At 43.3% G+C, this 23,086-nt stretch carries 15 protein-coding genes and 1 tRNA gene; 11 read left to right on the top strand and 5 right to left on the bottom strand.

Features of this window, described 5'->3' with window-relative positions:
- Positions 1-103 precede the first annotated feature (103 nt).
- The 9 genes from G3569_RS08695 (at position 104) to rpoC (ending at position 11,521) form a co-directional block, all read left to right on the top strand.
- Positions 104-176: transfer RNA gene (locus G3569_RS08695), tRNA-Trp, on the top strand.
- Between the two features lie 25 nt (positions 177-201).
- The gene (gene secE / locus G3569_RS08690; RefSeq protein ID WP_165268143.1) at positions 202-384 is read left to right on the top strand and encodes a preprotein translocase subunit SecE; all 183 of its coding nucleotides are present in this window, start codon (positions 202-204) and stop codon (positions 382-384) included.
- On the top strand, positions 381-947 hold the full coding sequence (nusG, locus tag G3569_RS08685; RefSeq protein ID WP_165268141.1) for a transcription termination/antitermination protein NusG: 567 nt from the start codon (positions 381-383) through the stop codon (positions 945-947). Before secE ends, nusG begins: the two co-directional genes overlap by 4 nt.
- 74 nt (positions 948-1,021) lie before the next feature.
- A complete protein-coding gene (gene rplK, locus G3569_RS08680; RefSeq protein WP_165268139.1) occupies positions 1,022-1,453 on the top strand; it encodes a 50S ribosomal protein L11 in 432 nt (143 codons plus the stop codon).
- 15 nt (positions 1,454-1,468) lie between these two features.
- Entirely contained in the window at positions 1,469-2,167 is a 699-nt protein-coding gene (gene rplA / locus G3569_RS08675) for a 50S ribosomal protein L1 (protein ID WP_165268137.1), read from the top strand.
- Between the two features lie 24 nt (positions 2,168-2,191).
- Complete coding sequence (gene rplJ, locus G3569_RS08670; RefSeq protein WP_165268135.1) at positions 2,192-2,716, top strand: 50S ribosomal protein L10; 525 nt, start codon at positions 2,192-2,194, stop codon at positions 2,714-2,716.
- 56 nt (positions 2,717-2,772) lie between these two features.
- Positions 2,773-3,144: a 50S ribosomal protein L7/L12 gene (gene rplL, locus G3569_RS08665; protein ID WP_165268133.1), complete on the top strand. Its 372-nt coding sequence runs from the start codon at positions 2,773-2,775 to the stop codon at positions 3,142-3,144.
- Positions 3,145-3,324: 180 nt separating this feature from the next.
- Entirely contained in the window at positions 3,325-7,140 is a 3,816-nt protein-coding gene (gene rpoB, locus G3569_RS08660) for a DNA-directed RNA polymerase subunit beta (RefSeq protein WP_165268131.1), read from the top strand.
- A gap of 52 nt (positions 7,141-7,192) precedes the next feature.
- Positions 7,193-11,521: a DNA-directed RNA polymerase subunit beta' gene (gene rpoC / locus G3569_RS08655; RefSeq protein WP_165268129.1), complete on the top strand. Its 4,329-nt coding sequence runs from the start codon at positions 7,193-7,195 to the stop codon at positions 11,519-11,521.
- A 157-nt stretch (positions 11,522-11,678) separates the two neighbouring features.
- Here the strand turns inward: rpoC and G3569_RS08650 are convergent, their stop codons facing one another.
- Positions 11,679-12,008 carry a YtxH domain-containing protein gene (locus tag G3569_RS08650; RefSeq protein ID WP_165268127.1) on the bottom strand — a complete coding sequence of 110 codons (330 nt, stop codon included), beginning with the start codon at positions 12,006-12,008 and terminating at the stop codon, positions 11,679-11,681.
- Positions 12,009-12,195: 187 nt separating this feature from the next.
- On the opposite strand from G3569_RS08650, the gene G3569_RS08645 reads away from it, so the two are divergent.
- Complete coding sequence (locus tag G3569_RS08645; protein WP_165268125.1) at positions 12,196-12,885, top strand: DUF3592 domain-containing protein; 690 nt, start codon at positions 12,196-12,198, stop codon at positions 12,883-12,885.
- A gap of 37 nt (positions 12,886-12,922) precedes the next feature.
- Here G3569_RS08645 and G3569_RS08640 read toward each other — a convergent pair whose 3' ends face one another.
- The 3 genes from G3569_RS08640 to G3569_RS08630 are packed head-to-tail and all read right to left on the bottom strand — an operon-like array spanning position 12,923 to position 20,541.
- Positions 12,923-16,003: an efflux RND transporter permease subunit gene (locus G3569_RS08640; RefSeq protein ID WP_165268123.1), complete on the bottom strand. Its 3,081-nt coding sequence runs from the start codon at positions 16,001-16,003 to the stop codon at positions 12,923-12,925.
- Between the two features lie 22 nt (positions 16,004-16,025).
- Entirely contained in the window at positions 16,026-19,289 is a 3,264-nt protein-coding gene (locus G3569_RS08635) for an efflux RND transporter permease subunit (protein ID WP_165268121.1), read from the bottom strand.
- A 19-nt stretch (positions 19,290-19,308) separates the two neighbouring features.
- Positions 19,309-20,541, bottom strand: coding sequence for an efflux RND transporter periplasmic adaptor subunit (locus tag G3569_RS08630; RefSeq protein ID WP_165268119.1), 1,233 nt, complete (start codon positions 20,539-20,541; stop codon positions 19,309-19,311).
- Positions 20,542-20,781: 240 nt separating this feature from the next.
- Between G3569_RS08630 and fsa the strand changes: the two genes are divergently transcribed.
- Entirely contained in the window at positions 20,782-21,444 is a 663-nt protein-coding gene (fsa, locus tag G3569_RS08625; protein WP_165268117.1) for a fructose-6-phosphate aldolase, read from the top strand.
- Positions 21,445-21,509: 65 nt separating this feature from the next.
- On the opposite strand, the gene G3569_RS08620 is transcribed toward fsa, so the two are convergent.
- Positions 21,510-23,078 carry an amidase gene (locus tag G3569_RS08620; protein WP_165268115.1) on the bottom strand — a complete coding sequence of 523 codons (1,569 nt, stop codon included), beginning with the start codon at positions 23,076-23,078 and terminating at the stop codon, positions 21,510-21,512.
- Positions 23,079-23,086: the final 8 nt, after the last annotated feature.

The following is a 23,086-nucleotide window of genomic DNA, read 5'->3' as shown; positions in this document are numbered from 1 at the left end:
AGGCGCTGGTGTTGTAACTGAAATTCAAGATTAAATTGTCGAGCAACACTGAAAGAAAATAGCTGGAGAATGGGCTCAAAATGAGTCCGTTCTCTCTGCGTATACGGGTGTAGCTCAATTGGCAGAGCAGCGGTCTCCAAAACCGAAGGTTGTGGGTTCAAGTCCTTCCACCCGTGCTAGAATTGAACTGATTATATATACATGGATAAGATTAAAGAATTTATAGAAGATGTACGAAAAGAGATGCGAAAGGTCTCTTGGCCCGACCAGAATGAGTTGGTCGATTATACAATTGTAGTAGTCGTCTTCACTATTATTCTATCTGCATTTATTTTTGCGGTAGATCAAGTATATAGCACGATACTAGAGGCAATTTATCAATGACACAAGAAGATCAGCATAAATGGTATGTAGTTCGTGTCTTTTCCAGTCACGAAAAGAAAGTAAAGCGCTATTTGGATCGCGAGATCGAAATGCAGGGGCTGGAAGATAAGATCACCGAGGTATTGATACCTACTGAAACTGTTATTGAAATACGATCCGGAAAGAAGAAAACGCGAGAAAAGAACTTCTTCCCGGGCTATATTTTACTAAAAACCTTGTATGATGAGGAGGTAAATAATCTTATCCAGGGTGCGCCATCAACAATTGGATTTTTGAAAAGTGGGAAGAACGATCATGTTCCCAAGCCACTGCGCAAGGCCGAAGTGAATAGGATACTCGGCCGTGTGCGTGAAGGCGATGACGCCACAGAACAGGGAGGTAAGATTGAAATCCCTTATGATGAAGGCGATATTGTTAAAGTTATTGATGGACCATTTAAAGATTTTGATGGCACCGTACAAGAGGTTAATACTGATAAACTCAAGTTACGGGTCATGGTAAGTATTTTCGGTCGAAAGACCCCGGTTGAAGTTGATGTGAACCAGGTAGAACCTGCAACTTAACCACTTTAAAATCACTTGATGCAAAAGTGAGCTATTACGCGGCAAATAAACATAAGTACAAGCAGTAAATTAAAATGGCAAAAAAAGTAGATCAAGTACTTAAGCTCCAGATTCGAGGCGGACAGGCAAACCCTGCTCCTCCCGTCGGACCCGCTTTGGGTCAGGCTGGAATTAATATTATGGAGTTTTGTAAGGCTTTTAATGCTGCTACTCAGGAAGATGCCGGTACTATTATTCCGGTTGAAATTACTGTGTATCAGGACAAGTCTTTTACATTCAAAACTAAAACTCCACCTGCTGCAGTACTGCTAAAACAAGCTGCTGGAATTGAGTCAGGTTCTGGCGAACCCAACCGTACCAAGGTTGGAAGCGTCACCTGGACCCAGTGCAAAGATATAGCAGAACAGAAGATGCAGGATCTTAATGCTTTTGAGGTAGAAAATGCTGCTGAAATGATTGCAGGTACTGCCCGAAGTATGGGGCTTCGAGTCCAAAGAGATAAATAGAAGGTAAATTAATTTATGGCACAACGAGGAAAGAAGTACCAAGAGGCCGCAAAGCTCATTGATCCCGAGTTGGAATATACTCTGGCAGAAGCTTGTGATCTTGTGAAGAAAACCTCTAAGGCTAACTTCGACGAATCCGTTGATCTGGACTTGCGCTTGGGAGTTGATCCCCGGCACGCAGATCAAATGGTGCGTGGTTCTGTAACCCTGCCAAACGGTACGGGTAAAGAGATACGTGTTTTAGCTTTGGTAAGCGAAGCTAAACAAGAAGAAGCTGAAGAGGCCGGAGCAGATCATGTAGGTCTTGATGAGTATATCGAAAAAATTGAAGATGGATGGACAGATGTTGATGTAATTGTTGCCACTCCGGATGTTATGGGTAAAATCGGTAGGCTTGGACGCATTTTGGGTCCACGTGGACTGATGCCTAACCCCAAGAGTGGAACTGTTACCAACGATGTTGCTGATGCTATTGATGAAGCAAAATCTGGAAAGGTTGATTTCCGTGTAGACGATTATGGTATACTGCACGCATCAATTGGACGAGTGAGCTTTGATGCCAGCGATCTGCGTGAGAACGCTTTGGCATTCATGCGAGAAGTAATGCGCCTACGACCCGCTTCGGCGAAAGGATTATATATCCGCAGCGCGTTTATGAGCTCTAGCATGGGACCAAGCATTCCGCTGAGTCGTTCATCTGTAATTTCTGCATAACGTTTTAAAAATAGGAACTGAATAATGCCAACATTAGCAGAAAAGAAAGCAGTTGTTGAAGAAATTACTGAAGACCTAAATAGTTCTGGTGCAGTTTATGTTACCAACTATTCGGGCATGACGGTAAAAGAGATCAACAATATGCGTGGCGAATTCTTCGAAGGCGATATTAAATACAAGGTATATAAGAATACCTTGGTTAAACGAGCCATGGACGAAGTCGGAGGGTACGAAGATCTGTATCCCCACTTGGTTGAACAAAATGGTTTTGCCTTTGTAGAAGAAGAGCTTGCCGCACCCGCTAAAGTGATTAAAAAATTATTTGAGGAAACAGAAAAGCCAAAGTTTAAAGCTGCAATCATCGATGGAGATTATTACGGTGAGGATGAGCTAGAAACCTTGGCTGCTATGAAGTCTAAGAGCGAAGTTATTGGAGACATTGTTGGTCTCTTGCTTGCTCCTGTTTCTAATGTGGTTAGTGCACTACAAGCTCCCGGTCGCAATATTGCCGGAGCCGTTGAAACAATCGCCGAAGAAGGCGACGAATAATACATACAACAACACAACGAATTTTCAATTCAAAAGATCAATCGGAGAATAATCAAATGGCTGACGTTAAAGAATTAGCTGAACAATTAGTCAACTTAACTGTAAAAGAAGCAAACGAACTCGCTAACTTCCTAGAGGAAGAATACGACATTAAGCCTGCGGCTGCTGGAGTAGCTGTAGCTGCTGGTGGCGGCGAAGGCGGTGGCGAAGAAGAGCAAACCGAATTCGACGTAGTTCTGAACGGTCCTGGCGACAAAAAGATTGCCGTTATTAAGGAAGTTCGCGGAATTACTGGTCTCGGACTTAAAGAGGCTAAAGAATTGGTTGACAATGCGCCAAACCCAATTAAAGAAGGTATCTCTAAAGATGAAGCTGAAGACCTTAAGTCTCAGCTCGAAGATGCCGGTGCTGAAGTTGAACTTAAGTAATTAAGGTTCAATATCTTATAATTTGTCATTAGCCAATATCGTCTTGTGCGGTATTGGCTATTGGCGTCTATTTGCATGCTAGTATTTCACTTGTTATAAAGTGTATTAGAGGCGGCAAATTATGCTCATCACCATCTAATTAATTTTAAAGGAGAGGTTCCTTTGAGTAAACAGAGTAAAATGGAGAAAATCCCTTTCACCGACCGCTTGTCATTTGCCAGTACTGAACATGTTCTAGATTATCCGGACTTTTTGGATATACAGCTAGACTCGTTCGAACAGTTTACGCAACTGGACGTGGCACCTGAAGATCGTAAGAATCAAGGTCTTCAAAAGATTTTTAATGAAAATTTCCCAATTCAGGATTCCCGGGAAACACATATACTGGAGTTCATGCACTATAGCGTGGATACTCCTAAGTATAGTATGAAAGAATGCCAGGAACGTGGCCTTTCTTATGCTGTACCACTAAAGGCTAAGATCCGCCTTTCTGCTGTTGATGACGATGATGAAACAACAGAAACAATTGAACAAGAAGTATTTCTTGGCGATCTCCCTTGGATGACTGAAAAGGGTAGCTTTATTATCAATGGATCTGAACGTGTAATAGTAAGTCAGTTACACCGTTCGCCGGGTGCTTTCTTTGGACAGAATGTACACCCCAATGGTACTCAGCTGTATAATGCTCGGGTAATACCATTTAAAGGATCATGGATTGAATTTTCTACGGATATCCGTGATGTATTGTGGGCCTACATCGACAGAAAGAAAAAGGTTCCATTTACAACCCTGCTAAGGGCTCTCGGTTATTCTACCGATGAAGAACTGTATAACCTGTTTGGCAACTCTGAAGTCATAGAGCTTGAAGACAAAAAGCAATACAATGATGAGCTTGTAGGCAAACGCCTTGCGGTAGATGTCGTCGAAGAGAAGATCGAAGAAGTAGTAGACGATGAAACCGGCGAAGTAACCGAAGCGATGACGCGCAACACGCTTCTGGAGATCGACCATGAGCTTACCGAAGATGACTACGGTCTGCTGCAAGAGGCGGATGTAGACAAGGTTCGTGTTCAAACAATGGAGCCTGAAGATTCTGAGCGTGACGTATTTATGAATACGCTCCGTAAAGACCCTACTCATGATGAAGAGTCTGCACTTGGAGAAATTTATAAGCAGATTCGTACTGGTGAGATGCCGGATCCGGAAACTGCGCGACAGGTATTGGAGCGGTTATTCTTCAGTGATAAAAAATATGACCTTGGAGAAGTTGGCCGATATCGTTTAAATAAACGATTGAAGCTGGATGTGGATATGGATATCCGTTACTTGGTAAAAGAGGATATCGTTGCCATTATTAAAGAGGTTATCCGCCTTAAGAACATGAAAGCACAGGTAGATGATATTGATCACCTGAGCAACCGTCGTGTACGTACTATAGGTGAGCAGCTGGGTCAACAGTTCTCAATTGGACTTGCCCGCATGTCTCGTACTATTAAGGAGCGGATGAACTCCCGTGATGCTGAGCAGTTAACCCCTCAAGATCTGGTTAATGCTCGTACCATTTCATCTGTTATTAACACATTTTTTGGTACCAATCAGCTATCTCAGTTTATGGACCAAACCAACCCCATTGCTACATTGACGCATAAGCGTCGTATGTCGGCATTAGGGCCAGGAGGTTTGACACGTGAGCGAGCTGGTTTTGAGGTTCGTGATGTCCACTATACACACTACGGTCGTTTGTGTCCTATTGAAACACCTGAGGGACCAAATATTGGCCTGATCTCCTCACTCTGTGTACATGCCAAAGTAAATGATTTCGGATTTATTGAGACTCCGTATCGTAAGCTTGAAGATGGTAAGGTAACAGAAGAGATTGATTATCTGTCAGCCGAGCAGGAAGATGAAACCGTTATTGCTCAGGCTAACGCACCTCTCGATAGTAATGGTGTGTTTAAAAATGATAACATATTCTCTCGTTTCCGTGATGGGGAAGTTGGGTTGGCTGAACCTGATGAGATCCACTATATGGATGTTTCTACGAACCAGATTACATCTGTTGCTGCAGCATTGATTCCCTTTATGGAGCACAATGATGCGAACCGTGCTCTTATGGGAGCGAACATGCAGCGTCAGGCCGTGCCTCTGCTTCGACCAGAAGCTCCGGTTGTCGGTACAGGACTTGAGCACAGAGCTGCTAAAGATTCTCGTGCAATTATTGCTGCCGAAGAAGATGGTGAAGTAGTATATGTATCTGCCAAAGAGATCCATGTGAAGTACGATCGTACTGATATGGAGCAGCAGTGTTACTTCGACGAAGGTATTAAGAAGTATAAGCTCACCAAATTTGAGCGTACCAACCAAGATACCACTATTAACCAAACTCCTATTGTAGAAGTTGGTGATAAGGTTAAGAAAGGCCAGACACTGGCTGACGGTTGTGCTACGGATCAGGGTGAGCTTGCTCTCGGACGAAACTTACTCGTAGGTTTTGTTCCATGGAGAGGATATAACTTTGAGGATGCGATTGTAGTTAGTGAACGTGTTGTTCAAGATGATATCTACACATCCATCCACATTGAAGAGTTTGAACAAGAAGTTCGCGATACCAAGCGCGGTGAAGAAGAATTGACCCGCGAGATTCCAAATGTGAGTGAAGATTCTACCAAAGATCTTGACGAGCAGGGAATTATCCGTACCGGTGCAAAAATTAATCCCGGTGATATTCTTGTAGGTAAGATTACGCCAAAAGGTGAAACTGATCCTACACCGGAAGAGAAATTGCTTCGTGCAATTTTCGGTGACAAGGCCGGTGATGTTAAAGATGCATCACTAAAAGTTCCACCAGGAGTATCCGGTACTGTTATCGATACTAAGCTTTTCAGCCGTAAACGTGACGAGCAAATTTCTCGGAAAGAGGAGAAGAAGCAGGTGGAGCTCGAAAATGAGCGTCATCAGAAGAAGGTAGACGACCTTAATAGCAAAATGGTTGATAAACTATATACCTTGCTTCGGGATAAAACCTCTCCGGGTGTTTACGACTTTAGCGGTGTAGAGCTTATAGAAAAGGGACAAAAGTATCGCAAGTCAGATTTTGAAGAACTGGATCCCGTAAATATTAATGAGAACATTGCCTGGGCTACCGATGATGAATTGGTAGAACATGTGCGTCTTCTCTTTAAAAATTACAGGGAACTGCGAAGAGAAATTGATACAGAAGCCAAACGACGCAAGTATCAGATTCAGGTAGGCGACGATCTGCCGCCTGGAATTATCCAGAAAGCTAAAGTATACGTTGCCAAGAAGCGAAAGCTTCAGGTTGGTGATAAGCTTTCCGGACGACACGGAAATAAGGGTGTGATCGCCAAGGTTGTCCCTCAAGAGGATATGCCTTATATGGAAGATGGTACCCCCGTTGATATTTGCTTAAACCCACTTGGTGTACCTTCCCGAATGAACCTCGGTCAAATTTATGAGACCATTCTGGGTTGGGCTGCTAAGAAGCTGGGTGTCAAGTTTGCATCACCCATTTTTGATGGTGCGAGTGAAGAACAGGTTAAAGATAAGATGGAAGAAGCCGGGTTGCCCCGCGACGGCCGCGTAACATTATATGACGGACGTTCAGGTCAACCGATGGATCAAAAATCCACAGTCGGCTATATCTACATGCTTAAACTCAATCACTTGATTGAAGATAAGATGCATGCCCGTTCTATTGGACCATACTCGCTAATTACACAGCAGCCGTTGGGCGGTAAAGCTCAGTTTGGTGGACAGCGTCTCGGTGAAATGGAGGTTTGGGCACTATATGCTTATGGTGCTTCCAGTATCCTCAAAGAGATGCTTACTGTTAAAAGTGACGATGTGAAAGGTCGATCGCGAGTCTATGAAGCCATTGTTAAAGGTGAAAACTTGCCTGAAGGTGACGTTCCAGAATCCTTTAAGGTACTACTACGCGAAATGATGGGTCTTGGCCTTGAAGTTCACATCGACTAATTAGAACAACAGAATTTATACTGTTAAATAAAGTCAATCCGGAGGTACATCCTTGCCGACTACTAATACATTAACAGTTTCGAAAGACTTCGATAAAATTGGTATTTCCCTTGCGTCACCTGAGACTATTTTGTCTCGGTCGCATGGCGAAGTCTTAACTCCCGAAACAATTAACTATCGTACTTTTAAACCGGAAATGGACGGTCTTTTCTGTGAAAAGATCTTCGGTCCGGTTAAAGATTACGAATGCCACTGTGGTAAATACAAACGAATCCGTTATAAAGGGATTATTTGTGACCGCTGTGGCGTCGAAGTAACCAGAAAAGCAGTACGCCGAGAGCGAATGGGACACATTTCGCTGACGGTACCTGTGGTACATATCTGGTACTTTAAATCTCTACCAAACAAATTAGCATACTTACTCGGATATTCTTCAAAGAATCTGGAGAAGATCGTCTACTACGAAACTTATGTAGTAATGAATCCCGGCGTAGCCCGTGATTTAGGTTATAAGAAAGGCGACCTTATCTCCGAAGAAGAATACTACGACATCCAGGAGCAACTCCCTGAAGATCAGTGGGAGATGGATGACGATAACAAAGAGAAATTCCGTGCCAAGGAAGGTGCTGAAGCTATCCAGGAACTGCTTTCTACGCAAGACCTCGATGAGCTGGCATACCGACTTCGTTATGAGGCGCGGAATGAAACTTCGCAGATGCGTAAAAAGAAGAAGCTGAAGCGTCTGCAGGTTATTGAATCTTTCCGTGCTGCGAATCAACACACCGAAAACCGTCCGGAATGGATGGTACAGAGTGTTATTCCAGTAATACCTCCGGAACTGCGACCTTTGGTACCTCTGGAAGGTGGCCGTTTTGCTACCTCGGATCTTAACGATCTCTATCGACGGGTCATTATCCGTAATAATCGTCTGAAGCGACTGATTGATATCAAGGCGCCGGACGTTATTCTTCGCAACGAGAAGCGAATGTTGCAAGAGGCGGTTGATTCGCTATATGATAATTCAAGAAAATCTAACGCGGTACGTAACAACAATCGACCTCTGAAATCACTCAGCGATATGCTGAAAGGTAAGAGTGGTCGTTTCCGTCAAAACTTGCTCGGAAAGCGTGTTGACTATTCGGGTCGTTCAGTAATTGTTGTAGGACCTGAACTTAAGATGCACCAGTGTGGTCTTCCGAAAGAGATGGCTGTGGAGCTCTATAAGCCGTTTATTATTCGCCGATTGATTGAACGCGGTTATGTGAAAACTGTGAAATCGGCAAAGAAAGTTGTGGATCGCCGTGACTCGGTTGTATGGGAAGTCCTTGAAAATGTAATTGACGGTCACCCCATCATGCTTAACCGTGCACCAACTCTGCACAGGCTAGGTATTCAAGCTTACCAACCGGTGCTTATTGAGGAGAAAGCGGTTCGTCTACACCCCCTCTCATGTACAGCGTTTAACGCTGACTTTGATGGTGACCAGATGGCTGTGCACCTTCCGTTAAGTCATGATGCGGTACTGGAAGCATCTGTATTAATGTTGGGATCACACAATATTTTAAGTCCTGCTAATGGTGGACCTATTGCGGTTCCGTCACAGGATATGGTCTTGGGTATTTACTACCTCACCAAGATGGCAAGCGATCAGAAAGGGGAAGGTAAAACCTTTGCTAACCTCGATGAGGTGCTGATAGCGTATGATCGTAATCGACTTGATATGCACGCTAAGATAAATATCCGTATTCCAAAAGAAGACGAAGATGGATATGAGATTATAAAATCTACTACCGGCCGTGTGATCTTTAACAAGATCTTGCCGGATGAGATGGGGTATATAAATCGTACGCTTGGTAAGAATGAGCTGCGTAAACTCATTGGTGATGTACATTACGAAGTAGGTACATCGCGTACTGCCGAATTCCTTGATGAAATGAAGCGTCTTGGATTTGATCAGGCTACTACCGGTGGACTTTCCTTTAGTCTTGAAGACATTGTCATTCCTGATGAAAAACAACAATTGATCCAGAAAGCTCAAGATGAGGTATCTGAGATTACTGATCGCTATGAGATGGGTTTCATTACCGATAATGAGCGATACAATCAGGTTATTGATAAGTGGACAAGTACTACAAACAGAGTTTCTGAATCACTTTTTGAAGCATTAACGGCTGACAGAGACGGATTTAATCCGGTATTTATGATGGCCGATTCCGGTGCTCGTGGTTCTAAAGAGCAGATTCGTCAGCTTGGCGGTATGCGTGGACTGATGGCTAAGCCTCAGAAAAGTTCTATGCAAGAAGGTAATGAGGTTATTGAGAATCCAATTCTTTCTTCATTCCGTGAAGGACTAACGGTTCTTGAGTACTTTATTTCTACGCACGGTGCTCGTAAGGGTCTGGCCGATACAGCGCTTAAGACAGCTGATGCCGGTTACCTGACTCGACGTCTTGTTGATGTTTCCCAGGATATTATTATCAACGAGCAAGACTGTGGAACACTCCGTGGAATTAAGATGAAGGCTCTTAAAGATAACGAAGATGTTATTGAGAGTCTTGAAGATCGTATTCTCGGGCGGGTATCACTGCACGATATTTATGATCCGATCTCTGATGAGCTTCTGTGCGAAGCCAACCAGATGATTGATGAAGGTGTTGCTAAGAGTATTGCGGAAACGTCAATTGAAGAAGTTGAAATCCGCTCGGTACTTACATGTGAAACCGAACGGGGCGTATGCTCTAAATGCTACGGTCGAGATCTCTCGCGCGGTACCATGGTACAGGTAGGTGAAGCTGTAGGTGTTATTGCAGCGCAATCTATTGGAGAGCCCGGGACACAGCTTACACTACGAACTTTCCACGTGGGTGGTACTGCTTCTCGTATGGAGTCAGAATCACAGCATAAGGCGAAGTTTGAAGGCAAGGTCGAGTTCGAAAATATCCGTGTTGTCGAATATGACGACGGAGAAGAGCTGCATGATGTTGTCTTGAGCCGTGCCGGTGAGATTAAAATCGTAGATGAGGAAGGAAAGGTTCTTACAACCTATAATATTCCTTACGGTTCAGAGCTTCTCGTTGAAGAGGGTGATGAAATTCCAAAAGGTGTACCACTCTGTAAGTGGGACCCTTATAATGCCAATATCTACGCTGAGATTGACGGTGTTGTTGAGTACAAAGATATCATGGAAGATATCACCTTCTCGGAAGAGACGGACTCTCAAACAGGTCACCGCGAGAAAGTAGTTATTGATTCCAAAGATCGCTCGCTGGTACCAACATTGATGGTTAAAGGCAGTGACGATCGCGTTCGTGAGAAAACGCTTCCCGTTGATACACACATTGTTGTGGAAGATGGAGAAGATGTATCTGCCGGACAGGTTCTGGCTAAGATTCCACGTTCTACCGGTCAGTCTAAGGATATTACAGCGGGTCTGCCGCGTGTAACGGAGCTCTTTGAAGCTCGTTCACCAAGCGATCCTGCTGCTGTTTCTGAAATTGACGGTATCGTTCGATTTGGAGGACGTAAGCGTGGTAAGCAGGAAGTTATCGTTGAAAGTAAAGATGGTAAGACCGAAAAAACATATCTCATCTCTCTATCCAAGCATATCTTGGTGCAGGAGAACGATTATGTTGAAGCTGGTCAGCAACTTTCTGACGGTACAATTCCGGCCGAAGAAATTCTGAATATTCTTGGACCATATGCAGTACAGTCATACCTCGTAAATGAAATTCAGGAGGTATATCGACTACAGGGTGTGAAGATCAATGATAAGCACATTGAGACTATCGTTCGCACCATGATGCAGAAGGTTGAAGTAACGGATCCCGGAGATACGATGTATCTCGAAGGAGATAAAGTTGACCGATTTGAACTCAACAACAAGAATGATGAGTTGATTGGAAAGTATGTTGTTACTGAAACTGGCGGAAGCGACTTAAAGCAAGGTAGAATCCTTGATCGTCGTGAAGTTCGGGATATCAATAACGAGCTTATTAAAGAAGGTGCAGAAGAAATTGAAACACGTGAAGCTGAGCCGGCTATTTCGAAGCCAATATTACTTGGTATTACGCGTGCTGCCCTTTCTACTGAAAGCTGGTTGTCTGCTGCTTCATTCCAGGAAACTACTAAGGTTCTTACTCAAGCATCTATTGAGGCTAAGAAAGATACACTTCAAGGCCTCAAAGAGAATGTCATTGTCGGACACAAAGTACCTGCCGGTACTGGTCTGCGTAAGTATGATGATCTCATTGTTGGTAAGAAGACTGAGCTGGATGAAGATGAGCAAGAAGTAGCCAAAGTGTTCGAAGAGCTCAGTGGAGCTGGCGAACCTAATGGTGAAGAAGCAACAGCTGAGTCTGATGTAGAAGAGGATGAATCATAACTTCTCTAAACATTAGCTGCTAAGTTTTTAAAGCGTCTGGCTGCAAAGTCAGGCGCTTTTTTTATTTCATTCTTATAATAAAGTAGATTCTCGGATGTATAAAAAAAGCCCCCAGTTAACTGGAGGCTTTTGGTATAATTTAAAAAAATAAGGATTCTTATTCCGCTTCCTTGGCAGCGTTATCCTCATTCTCTTTAGTATCCTCAATAGTGTCTAGTAGGGTTTCGGCTTCACGGATAAGATCTTCTGCACGGTCTCGTGCATCCTCCACCACTAAATCACCTTTACGTTTAGCTTCAGAAATAGATTCCTTTTCATCAGAGAGCTTATCAATAAGATGCGTTAGCTCATCAAGGTAATTACTGAGCCTGTAAGAGATGACGTCACGGGTGTTACTTCCTTTATCCGGTGCATATAAAAGTGCAATAGCTGACCCCACAAGAGCGCCAGATATTAGCCCAAGGGTGAAATCTTTTGATTTACTCATAATAGTATGGTTTAAAGTTGGAGCTCAATTTTTTTAATAGCTTTGTATAAATATACAATCTTTTTGCCCAATATTTCCATCTTCTTATTAAAGATACAGACTATATATTTTTAACGAATATCTTGCATCAATGTTTTGATAGAAGTAGCTTTACGGTTTTCAAATTAATAGCAGGAATAAAGATTTTATGAATACTTTTAAGACTATATTTGGCATCGTGGGCCTTGTATTTTGTGGGTTTGGTATAAATTGGGGGATAGAAACATCAAACTTTCTTGATAAGGCGATTTCAACGCAGGGCACAGTGACAGATATGGTCGTACGACGATCAAGCGATTCACGAACATATAGCCCCGCTATACAGTTTGCTGATAGCCGTGGTAATAGTTATGAATTTGTGTCGAATACGAGCAGTAGTAGCCCTAGTTACAGCCGGGGCGAAAACGTAGATATTCTGTATTTACCTTCAGATCCTCAAGAGGCCGAGATTGACAGTTTCTTTTCTCTTTGGGGTGGTCCTATAATTTTCGGAGGTCTCGGTTTTATCTTTTTTGCAATTGGGGGCGGGTTAATAATCTATCCTATTATAAAAAAACGTAAAGATGAACATCTTAAAAAGACAGGAACTCCTGTTCAGGCTGAGTTCCAGCGTGTTGACCTGAATACAAGCTTGCAGGTAAATGGAAGCCATCCCTACCGGGTGATTAGCCAATGGCAAAACCCCGCCAACTCAGAAATACACGTTTTTAAAAGTAATAATATCTGGTTTGATCCCACTGAATATATCGACAGAGAGAGGATCACGGTTTTTATGTCTTCGGAAGATCCGGATGATTATTATGTAGACCTATCCTTTTTACCTGAAATGGCTGATTAAAGACTGAAATTGTTATCCAACCCTAACGATTTGCTGACTATTGGTTTGCCGGTTTCCGGTGTTCATCAATTGCTTTTCTTCTGCTTTTGCTGATGCCCATCACAAATGCGGGTATGATGTAGAGAGTAAGAACTGATCCAAAAAATAGCCCGCCAATGACAGCACGCGCCAGTGGAGCCCAAATTTGGGCTCCTGTACCGATACCTAGAGATAGTGGTATCATGGAGCAAATGGTGGTAAGTGCTGTTAATAGAATGGGGCGAAGCCTTCTTTTACATGCTTCAATAACATTATTAAAGAGCGAATTGGAATGTTCGTTATGTTTTGAGTACAGGTGCATGTAGTCAACCAAGACAATTCCATTGTTGACAATAATACCTACAAGCATGAACATGCCGATATAAGCGGTAGCACTTAATGGGGTTTGCAATACCCACAGACCTACCAGCGCACCAAAAAATGCCAGTGGAATGGTAAACCAGATGACAAAGGGATCACGGAAGTTTTCGAACAAGGAAGCCATAATCATATAAGTGAGCAGTATAGCAAATATAAGGGCTCGAAGTATTTCAAAGATGCCTTCTTCTGAATCACTGGTTCCTCCGGTAAACTCGTAACGGTATCCTTCAGGCAGTAAAACTTCTTCTTTGAGAAATGAAGTTATCTGTTCACGGTATTCGCTGGCATTGCCGTCTACTTCAATATTTATATCAAGTACTGTTTCTCGATCTCGTCTTTCAATTGAGTTGAAGCCTTCTGCACTTACAAATTTACCTAAAGCAGCTACAGGTACACGTTGGCTGTCAGTCTGGACCAATTCAAGGTCAAATAATTGTTCGCGACTTGTTAATGTTGATTTATTTGCGCGGACTTCTATAGGAACTTCTCTGCCTTCCTGGCGTAAAAACCCGATACGTGTGCCTTGGACCTGTGTTTTTAATGACCGTGAGACCTCATTAAGGGAGCTGCCTACTCGGCTGATGCGTTGTCTGTCAACATAATACCTGAGTTCAGGCGTACGGTCTGTCCACCCGTTATCTACAGAGATGACGCTGGAATCTTGAAGCAGGGTTCGTTCAATTTTATCTGAAATTCCTTGTAGTATATCTATATCGGGGCCAACTAAACTTAATCGGATTCCGCTACTAAATCCGGAAAAACCTCCGCCACCTCCCCGAACATTGACCTCTACGCCGGGGGCATTTAAGGTTTGACGCAATGTTGCTGAAAACTCGTTGGTAGTAACATCACGTTTAGCTGCATCAACTAATTTAACATTCATTTCACCTTCATTGGTGCGTTGATCCCAACCACTTTGACCAATTTGAGTAATAACAGTTTCAACAACCTCTTTTTGTTTGAGTTCTTTACTAAAATTACGAAGAACCTGGGCTGTTTTAACAAGTTTTGTGCCGGTTGGTAGTTCAACGCCAACAGAAACTTGGCCACTGTCGGTACCAGGCATAAATTCTGATTCAAGACTGGAGAAGAAAAGATAGGTTCCGCCAAGAATAAATACTACAAAGATGACAGTGGTCCATTTGTGGAACATGACCCACCGTAGTGAATCTTCATACCAACTTTCTATCTTATGGATAGCCTGAAATGAAGAACTTTGACGCTGAAATTCGTCTTTGTTTAAAAAGAGCAGGGCCAAAACGGGGACCAATATGATGGAGGCCAGGAAAGATATCGCAATAGACATGCTAATTGTCAGGGCGAACTGGGTAAAAAATTGACCGGCAACTCCCGATAATCCAATAATAGGGACAAAAACCCCCAGCGTTGTCAATGTTGCGCCCAGCAGGGCACCGATTACTTCATTGGTACCTTCCAGGGCAGCCTGCATTTTCGAAAGATCTTCTTCGAGTTTACGGGCAATGCTTTCCGAAACAACTATGGCATTATCAACAAGTAAGCCGATGGCAAGAGCCAGGGCGGTAATAGTTAGTATATTCAGGGTGAGACCTGCCGCGTACATGGCCGCAAAGGTAGCAGTTACAGAAACGGGTATGGTCGCGGCTACGACTAAAGAGATACGCCATCCACCCAAGAAGATTAACAGTACGATAATAACAACAACAAGGGCCGCTAATGCCGATTGGGTAAGGTTCGATATAGAATTTTCAACATTCTGTCCGTCATTGGTGAGCACCTGTAAACTTACTCCCTTAGGCAGATTCTTGTTAATAGTATTGAGTTGCGTGGTAACCGCATTTGCAACATTCAGTGTATTGGCATCCGATTTTTTGTAGACGTCAACAGTAACACTGTTTTTACCGTTGATCTCTACGAGCGTTGAGATCTCTGCAAAACTATCCTCCACTTCAGCCACATCTTTGATGCGGATGGGTACACCGGAGTCACTTTTCTTTATAATCGTTTGCTTAATCTCATCTACCTGATCATACATCGACTGCGCCCTGATGCTGTAGCTTTTAGTGCCTGCAACAATATCTCCAACAGGTACCTGGACGTTATTTGAACGCAGTGCGTTTTCAAGATCAGAAGGCATAAGCCTATGTTGTGCCAGCGACATCGGATCCACATTTACAAAAATTTTGCGTTCCAGACCGCCCCGGGTATCAGCCGATGCTACTCCCTCTAAACGTTCAATTCGTGGTTCAACGAACTCTATGCCAAGGCGGCGTAGTTTATCCAAACCCTTCTCATTGGCTTCCAGGCTAAGCCGCATAATAGGCATATTTTCAGGATCAAACTGGAATATAATAGGTTCGGAGGCTTCGGCGGGCAGCTCATTTCGAATGCGCGATATTGCTTCACGAACCTTAAGTTCTGTTCGCCGTATATCGATCCCATTTTGGAGTCTAAGGATAATAAAGGCACTCCCCCTGTCGATGTTTCCATCCATGGTTTCAATACCCTGTATGGCCGAAACTGCGCCTTCAATAGGTTCTACAACCAGTTCTTGCATATCATCGGGAGCCACATTGCCATAGGTTGTTTGTATGGCAAGCACAGGGATGTTAAAGGAAGGGTACATCGTTATTTTAAGATTTGACAGCGCAAATGACCCAAACCCTATGATCACCAAGGTAATCATAATTACGGTGATCGGTCGCTTAAGAATGCGTCCAGCTAACGAAAACTTTTTCATAGCAGTATTAAATTAGGAAACTTCAGTTTGATTGAAGGAGTGGATCTTCTTTGTGTACAGCATCAAAGCCGAAGTTTTCCACCATGGCGTTTATCAATTTATACAAGCAGGGGACCACAAAAAGCATCAGCAGGGTAGACATCCCCAGCCCGCCAATAACCGTTCGGGCCATAGGGCTCCAGGTTTCTGACCCCGAGCCAAGTTCCAGGGCCAGTGGTACCATTGAAAGTATTGTAGTAAAGGCGGTCATTAAAATAGGACGCAGCCTTCGTGTTGCTCCTTCGACAATAGCTTCGTGGCGTGAAAAATCACGGGCTTGTAATATTTTGATATAATCAATCATTACAATTCCATTATTTACCACAATACCGGATAGCAAAATAAGGCCAACCATTGATGTTACACTGATAGAGGTGCCGGTAATCCAAAGGATCAGTAAAACACCGGTAAGGGCAAGGGGGATAGTTAATATGATAATGAACGGTTCCACTAAACTCTCAAACTGAGAAGCCATCACCATATAGGTTAATATACCGGCAATCATAAAGGCCAGTAACAAGAAATTAAATGATTCTTGTTGTTCTTCGGCAGAACCGGCTATCTCATAGCGATACCCTTCGGGCCAGTTAATATCTTCGAGCTTTTCACGAGTCTGCACTGAAGCAGTTTTGAGATCTTTTTTCGAGAGATCCGCTGACACTTCGGTCACTCGTTCTTGGTTGATCCTCAAAATATTTGTGGGGCCCTGGTATCGTTCGATACGGGCAAGGTTAGACAGGGGCACCCAGCCATTGGATGGAGACTGTACCTGCAGGTTGCGCAGGTCTGTAACAGCAGCTTTGTCTATTGCTTCCAACTGCACCATTACCTCAAATTCAACACCTTTATCAACATAAGTTGTTGCAATATTTCCTTTGATGGCATTGCTGAGTGCATTGGCTACATCAGAAGTTGACATTCCCATGCGAGAGATCCGCTCGCGATCCATAGTTACTCTCAGCTCTGGACGTCCCTGATCGGCGGTGCTGAAGACATTTACAATGCCATCAATTTCGCGAAGTTTTTTCTTAACTCCGTTAGCTAATTTCTCTTTTGTTTGGGGTTCATACCCATAAATTTGAACGACCAAGCCACTTTCACCTTCAGGGCTAAGGGGATCTTGTTGTATCTCTTTAATATCGGTACCGGGTACTTCTTCAAGCTTTGCAAGCAGACTGGAAACAATAGTGGCTTCAGATCGGTTTCTTTGATCCTGCGAAACCAGCTCTACGCTGATGGTCCCCTGATATCCACCGGGGCTGTCAGCGCCTTCAATGCCCTCCTTATCGCCAAAGTCAGAGACCACGAGTTTTGCTTCAGGCACATTGTTATTAATTATTGATTCTGCCTGTGCAATAGATCGTTCCAGTTCGATGAGGCTAACACCGGGATTCCGTTGTACGTCAAGAATGAAAGAGTTATCATCAACTTTTGGAAAAAACTCGCCGCCAAGCTGATAGAAAATCGGGAGCGTTACAACGAATAGTACAATAGCTGATATTATCACTGTTCCACTTCTATTAAGAAGGGAGTCTAATGTTCTATTATATGATTGCTCCATTCTTTCTAAAAAGTTACTGGTTGTTGGGGCAATATTATTTTTAAAGAAGGAGGCAATACTCCTTATGATTAGTCTGAATATCCAATAAATCGGATATAAAATAGCTCCAATCAAGAGGAGAGGAGATGCGATAATTCGCTTGTAAATGTTACCGCGACTCCATTCTAAAAGTTGTTTCAAATATGAACGATCATCTTCTTTTTCTTCGGTAGTACCCAGCAAAACAGAGCTCATCATCGGTATCAGAGAAAGAGCTACCAGGGATGATACAATGAGTGCGAAGGATATGGTGAGCGCTAGGTCTCGAAATAAGAATCCGGCAATACCAGGAACAAAGAGAATAGGAATAAAGACCACAAGGGTTGTCAGGGTAGAGATCACTACCGGAACTGCAACTTCCTGGGCTCCAAAAATGGAGGCTTCATTCTTATTATGTCCTTCTTCTTTAAACCGAAATATATTTTCCAGAACTACCACTGCGTCATCCACCACCATACCTACGGCAAGGGTAAGGCCGGACAGAGAGATGATATTCAAACTCAGATCTGCCCAGTCCATGATACTAAAGGTAGAGATAATGGATACCGGAATAGATATGGCAATGATAAGAGCTGATCGTCCACTGTGTAAAAATGCTAACAGAATGAGGACGACAAGGATCACCGCCTGGAGGCCGGTCCAAAGGAGGTTATCGATCGACATTTCGATAAACTCAGCCTTGTTTGTTAATACATCTACTTTAACATCATCGGGTAGTGGCTTCCCTATATCTTCAAGGTTCTCGATAACGGCATTTGCAGTGGTAACAACATTGGCATCACTTTGACGATACACATTGATGATGACCCCTTCGTTATAATCTACATGCACATTACCTATAGGTTGGGCAACCCCATCTTCCACATCAGCAACATCTGCCAGGCGCAAAGGCTTGCCGTCTCTTTGAGCAATAACAGTATTGCGAATCTGGTCAATATTCTTAAATTCGCCAATGGTTCGTAGGGAGTATATGGTCCGCCCTTCAATGAGCTCACCGGCTGGGATCTGAATATTTTCCTGTTCAAGCTTATTAGCAATGGTTGCGATGCTTAAATCATAGGTACGCATCTGCTCATTACTGATATCAATATTAATTTGTCGTTGGTAGCCGCCTGCCGTCTCACTGGAAGCTACGCCGGGGATTCGCTCAAGCCGTTGTTCAACCTGTTGGCGAGCCATTGTTCGCAGCTCTCGCGGACTTTGAATTTCAGAGGTGAGCGTAAGAACCATAACAGGTTCTTGGTTCGGGTCATACGAAAAAACAATCGGTTGTTCAGCATCATCGGGTATTGTACGCCTGACGAAATCAAGTTCTTTTCGTACATCCGATTCGGCTTGGTAGAGATCGGTGCCCCAATTAAATTTGAGTTTAACTACTGAGGCTCCCTGTTTGGAGGATGATCGTACTTCGCGCACCCCACTAATACTACCCACAACTTCTTCAATAGGGCGGGTGATGAGGGTTTCCATATCCCCCGGGGCTACCCCTTCGTAGGTTGTATAGACAGTTATTGTTGGAAATGAGACATCCGGATAAAGGTTGAGCCGTAAGTTTGATAATCCAAAAAGGCCAAATCCAATGACGATGAGACTCGTCATAAAAAATGTAACAGGCCGCTCAACCGCTTTTCTTGCTAGAGCTTTCATAAATAATAAATATTCTGTGTTACGAGGTTGAGCTTGTGTCTTGTGAGGTCGTTTTGTTTTCTTCCTCTGTCATATTATCAATCGGAACTTCTTCTGGAGAGGTGTTAAAGTTTTGAGGGTCAGCAATGCGTACTTTTGTGCTGTCAGACAGCCCATTTTGTCCTGTTATAACAATTTCGTCTCCGGCTTCTATGCCACTTGTCACTTCTACTTTATCCCCCTGCTCAATTCCGAGGGTAACATCACTTTGTACAGCGAGTGAATCATTTTTAACGGTAAAAACGGAATAGCTGCGTTCCAGTTGGATGGTATTCGACTCGGGTTCAATGATTGTTTGTACATTTTCAACTAATGCAGCGCGTGGTATCACAACGGCATTATTGTGGGTTGTCACTTTAATAATAGATTCTACCAGAACTCCTTGATAAATAGATTGCCCGGTTTCGGTGAGGCTGATAACAACTTCTCCAAGACCGGTAGCAGCATCCAGTCGGGGACTTATCTGTGTAACACGTCCTTTGCCGCTGATATCTGGCTGGTTGGAAACACGGAAACTGACTTTCTGGCCGATCTCAACATCCCTCCATTCTTCCATAGGGAGATGAACGCGTGCCTGCAGGCCAACAAGGTTTGCGATCTCATATGCCACTTGACCATTGCTGGCCAGGTCTCCTTCAGAAATATTACGACTGAGAACAACGCCGTACACCGGTGATTTTATTTTCGTATTAGCTAAATTTTCTCGGCTCTCGGTAAGGTTGGCCCTGGCCGACTGGAGCTGAGCTTTGCTGCTTTCAAAGGTTGCTTTGGCATTATCAAATTCTGTAGAGCTTATTAAATCTTTCTTGTGCAGCTCCTTTTGACGCTGAAATTGCAGGCTGTCTCGAACATATGATGCCCGGTTTTGTTCGAGTTGTGACTTTGCTTGTTGATACTGGTCGCGATAGGTTGCGTCATAGATTGTAGCAAGCAGATCTCCCTGTTGCACAGTATCACCAAGATCAGCATGGATCTTTGTGATGCGATTCGAAACCTGGGGAGTAACTTTTACAATTTCCTGGGCCCGAATATTGCCAAATGATTTAATTAGCCTAGATATATCCTGGGTTGAGGCTGTCATGGTTTCAACACTTGTGGCTTCCTCTTCCTGGTCGGCGCCTCTGAAGTTGTTGGTGGGTTCGCCGGAGCTGCCTCCACAGGCTTGAATAATAACGAGTAATGAGAGAACAAATACGTACTGTAAATTTTTCACTGGATCCATTTTTAATGATAGAGATGTTAAGCAACAATCGCCTTACGAGAGGATATAGCAAATGATTCACTATAACGACAGATTAAGACAGAAATTGATGATTTTTAACTTATTTAACATTTGAGGTAGCATTACAATTCTGGAAAAGAAAATAATTAATAATCTGTTGCTTTAAGAAAGAGGTGTAAAATTTGTTATTTTTAGCCCACCATAAATAATCACAAAGCCACTAAGCAAAATATGAAATTTTTTATTGACACCGCCGACCTTGATGAGATTCAAGAAGCCCATGACTTGGGTGTTTTGGATGGAGTAACAACAAACCCAAGTTTGTGTGCCAAAATAGGAGTTGCTGATTTTGAGGGGCATATCGCAAAAATTTGTAACATGGTTGATGGGGATGTTTCGGCAGAAGTTGTTTCTACTGAGTATGATGAAATAATGGCCGAAGCGCGTAACCTGGCTAACATTGCAGACAACGTAGTAGTTAAGGTACCGCTTATTAAAGAGGGTATTAAAGCAATTCGCAGCTTGTCTGACGAAGGAATTCGTACCAACTGTACGCTGTGTTTTTCCGCTACACAAGCTTTGTTAGCTGCAAAAGCCGGAGCAACATATATCTCGCCATTTATTGGTCGTCTTGATGATATTTCTGATGATGGAATGCAGCTAATCGCTGATGTTGTAACTATTTATGAAAACTACGGTTACGAAACAGAAGTATTGGCAGCAAGTATTCGTCATCCAATGCATGTGCTTGAGTCGGCACGATTGGGAGCAGATGTTGCTACGATGCCACTCAAAGTTATTGATCAGTTAATGGAGCATCCTCTTACAGATCGCGGTCTTGAGCGCTTCCTGGCAGACTGGGATTCATTGCAGGAAGAACTTGAAAGCAAATAACGATTGTTCTTTTTCTGCCCAACACCCGTCATGTAAAATGTGACGGGTGTTTTTATTTGAGACAGTTATTCACCGGCTTCAAGAGTAGGCGCTATCCGAATATTTGTAGCCTGCTCGAAAGCATATGCGATTTCTATAAGCTTGGGTTCGCTCCATGCTTTGCCAAAAAATGATATACCAACAGGCAGTCCATCAATATATCCCATAGGAACGGTAATATTGGGATAACCTGCACGTGCGGCAGGAGAACTGGAGGAAACAGAAAAGTTATCCCCGTTAATTAAATCTGTTTTCCAGGCGGGAGCTCCGGTAGGACTCACAATGGCATCCAGGTTATTCTCTTCCATTACTCTGTCAATCCCCTTTTCACGTGTATGTTTGAGCATCTTCTCTAATGACTTCTTGTATTCCTCAGAATTGAGGTCTCCCTTTTCATTGGCCGTAATAAGTAAGTCATGATCGAAATAATGCATTTCAATAGAGTCAGCAAGAGTTAATTCGATAAGCTCGTCCATATTTTTAACCGGGGCATCAGATCCCAGAGATTTGAAATATTCGTTTAAGCCATTCTTAAATTCGTACAGTAGAACCTGGAATGACTCTCCTCCGATGCTCTCTTTTGTAATCGTTTTCAGTTCTACGACTTCAGCACCCTGATTTTCCAAAAGTCGCACTGTTTGGTGCGTTAAGGTATCTACGCGATGATGGTCGCCCAGTGGTCCGGTCCAGAAACCAATCCGTTTTCCTTTGAGACCATCTTTATTTAAGAATTGCGTGTAATCATTGACAAACTTGCCTTCGCTTTTTAACGTCTTAGAATCATCTTCATCTATCCCAACCATCGTGCCTAACGCAATAGCTGCATCGGAAACTGTTCGTGCCATAGGACCGGGTGTATCTTGCGTAAAGGAGATAGGAATAATTCCTGATCGACTAAGTAATCCGACCGTAGGCTTTATACCGACAAGCCCATTTGCTGATGATGGGCAAGTGATAGAACCATTAGTTTCTGTTCCAATTCCCCAAACGGCGAGATTGGCAGAGATTGCTGCCCCCGTTCCGGAACTCGACCCGCATGGGTTACGACTAAGGTCATAGGGATTATGTGTTTGTCCACCTAAACCACTCCATCCGCTCGAAGAAAAGCTGCTGTGAAAATTTGCCCATTCGCTCAGGTTGCTTTTGCCAAGGATAATTGCTCCAGCTTCTCGCAGCTTTTTTGTGATAAAAGCATCATCGGGTGGAAGAGAACCTTCCATTGGCCTGGCACCAGCGGTAGTAGGCATGTCATGGGTATCTACATTGTCTTTTAAAACAATAGGTACACCATGAAGAGGTCCACGCTTATTACCATTTGCAAGCTCCTTATCAAGAGTCTTGGCTTTTTCAATCGCATTGGGATTGACATAAAGCATGGAATTAAGTTGAGGACCATTTTGATCTATTGATTCAATCCGATTAAGGTAAGCCTCTGTTACATCAACAATTGAATAGTCACCATTTTGGTAGCTATTTTGCAGTTCCGTAATGGTGATTTCCTCAAGGCCAAGCTGTTCATATTTCGATTCCTTGGGTTGGCACGCAACGATAAGGAAGAGAACCAAGAAAAAAAGATACGTTTTTTTAAATCCCATAGTGATAA

This window comes from Fodinibius halophilus, from assembly GCF_011059105.1.
Lineage (GTDB): Bacteria > Bacteroidota > Rhodothermia > Balneolales > Balneolaceae > Fodinibius > Fodinibius halophilus.
Note: the sequence above shows the minus strand (reverse complement) of the source record. Positions and strands in the feature narration are given on the sequence as shown.

Coding starts and splice junctions, on each gene's coding strand:
- fsa (WP_165268117.1), top strand. CDS start 20,782: ATGAAATTTTTTATTGACACCGCCGACCTTGATGAGATTCAAGAAGCC.
- rplA (WP_165268137.1), top strand. CDS start 1,469: ATGGCACAACGAGGAAAGAAGTACCAAGAGGCCGCAAAGCTCATTGAT.
- rpoB (WP_165268131.1), top strand. CDS start 3,325: ATGGAGAAAATCCCTTTCACCGACCGCTTGTCATTTGCCAGTACTGAA.
- G3569_RS08635 (WP_165268121.1), bottom strand. CDS start 19,289: ATGAAAGCTCTAGCAAGAAAAGCGGTTGAGCGGCCTGTTACATTTTTT.
- G3569_RS08620 (WP_165268115.1), bottom strand. CDS start 23,078: ATGGGATTTAAAAAAACGTATCTTTTTTTCTTGGTTCTCTTCCTTATC.
- G3569_RS08640 (WP_165268123.1), bottom strand. CDS start 16,003: ATGAAAAAGTTTTCGTTAGCTGGACGCATTCTTAAGCGACCGATCACC.
- G3569_RS08645 (WP_165268125.1), top strand. CDS start 12,196: ATGAATACTTTTAAGACTATATTTGGCATCGTGGGCCTTGTATTTTGT.
- G3569_RS08650 (WP_165268127.1), bottom strand. CDS start 12,008: ATGAGTAAATCAAAAGATTTCACCCTTGGGCTAATATCTGGCGCTCTT.
- rplJ (WP_165268135.1), top strand. CDS start 2,192: ATGCCAACATTAGCAGAAAAGAAAGCAGTTGTTGAAGAAATTACTGAA.
- rplK (WP_165268139.1), top strand. CDS start 1,022: ATGGCAAAAAAAGTAGATCAAGTACTTAAGCTCCAGATTCGAGGCGGA.
- secE (WP_165268143.1), top strand. CDS start 202: ATGGATAAGATTAAAGAATTTATAGAAGATGTACGAAAAGAGATGCGA.
- nusG (WP_165268141.1), top strand. CDS start 381: ATGACACAAGAAGATCAGCATAAATGGTATGTAGTTCGTGTCTTTTCC.
- rplL (WP_165268133.1), top strand. CDS start 2,773: ATGGCTGACGTTAAAGAATTAGCTGAACAATTAGTCAACTTAACTGTA.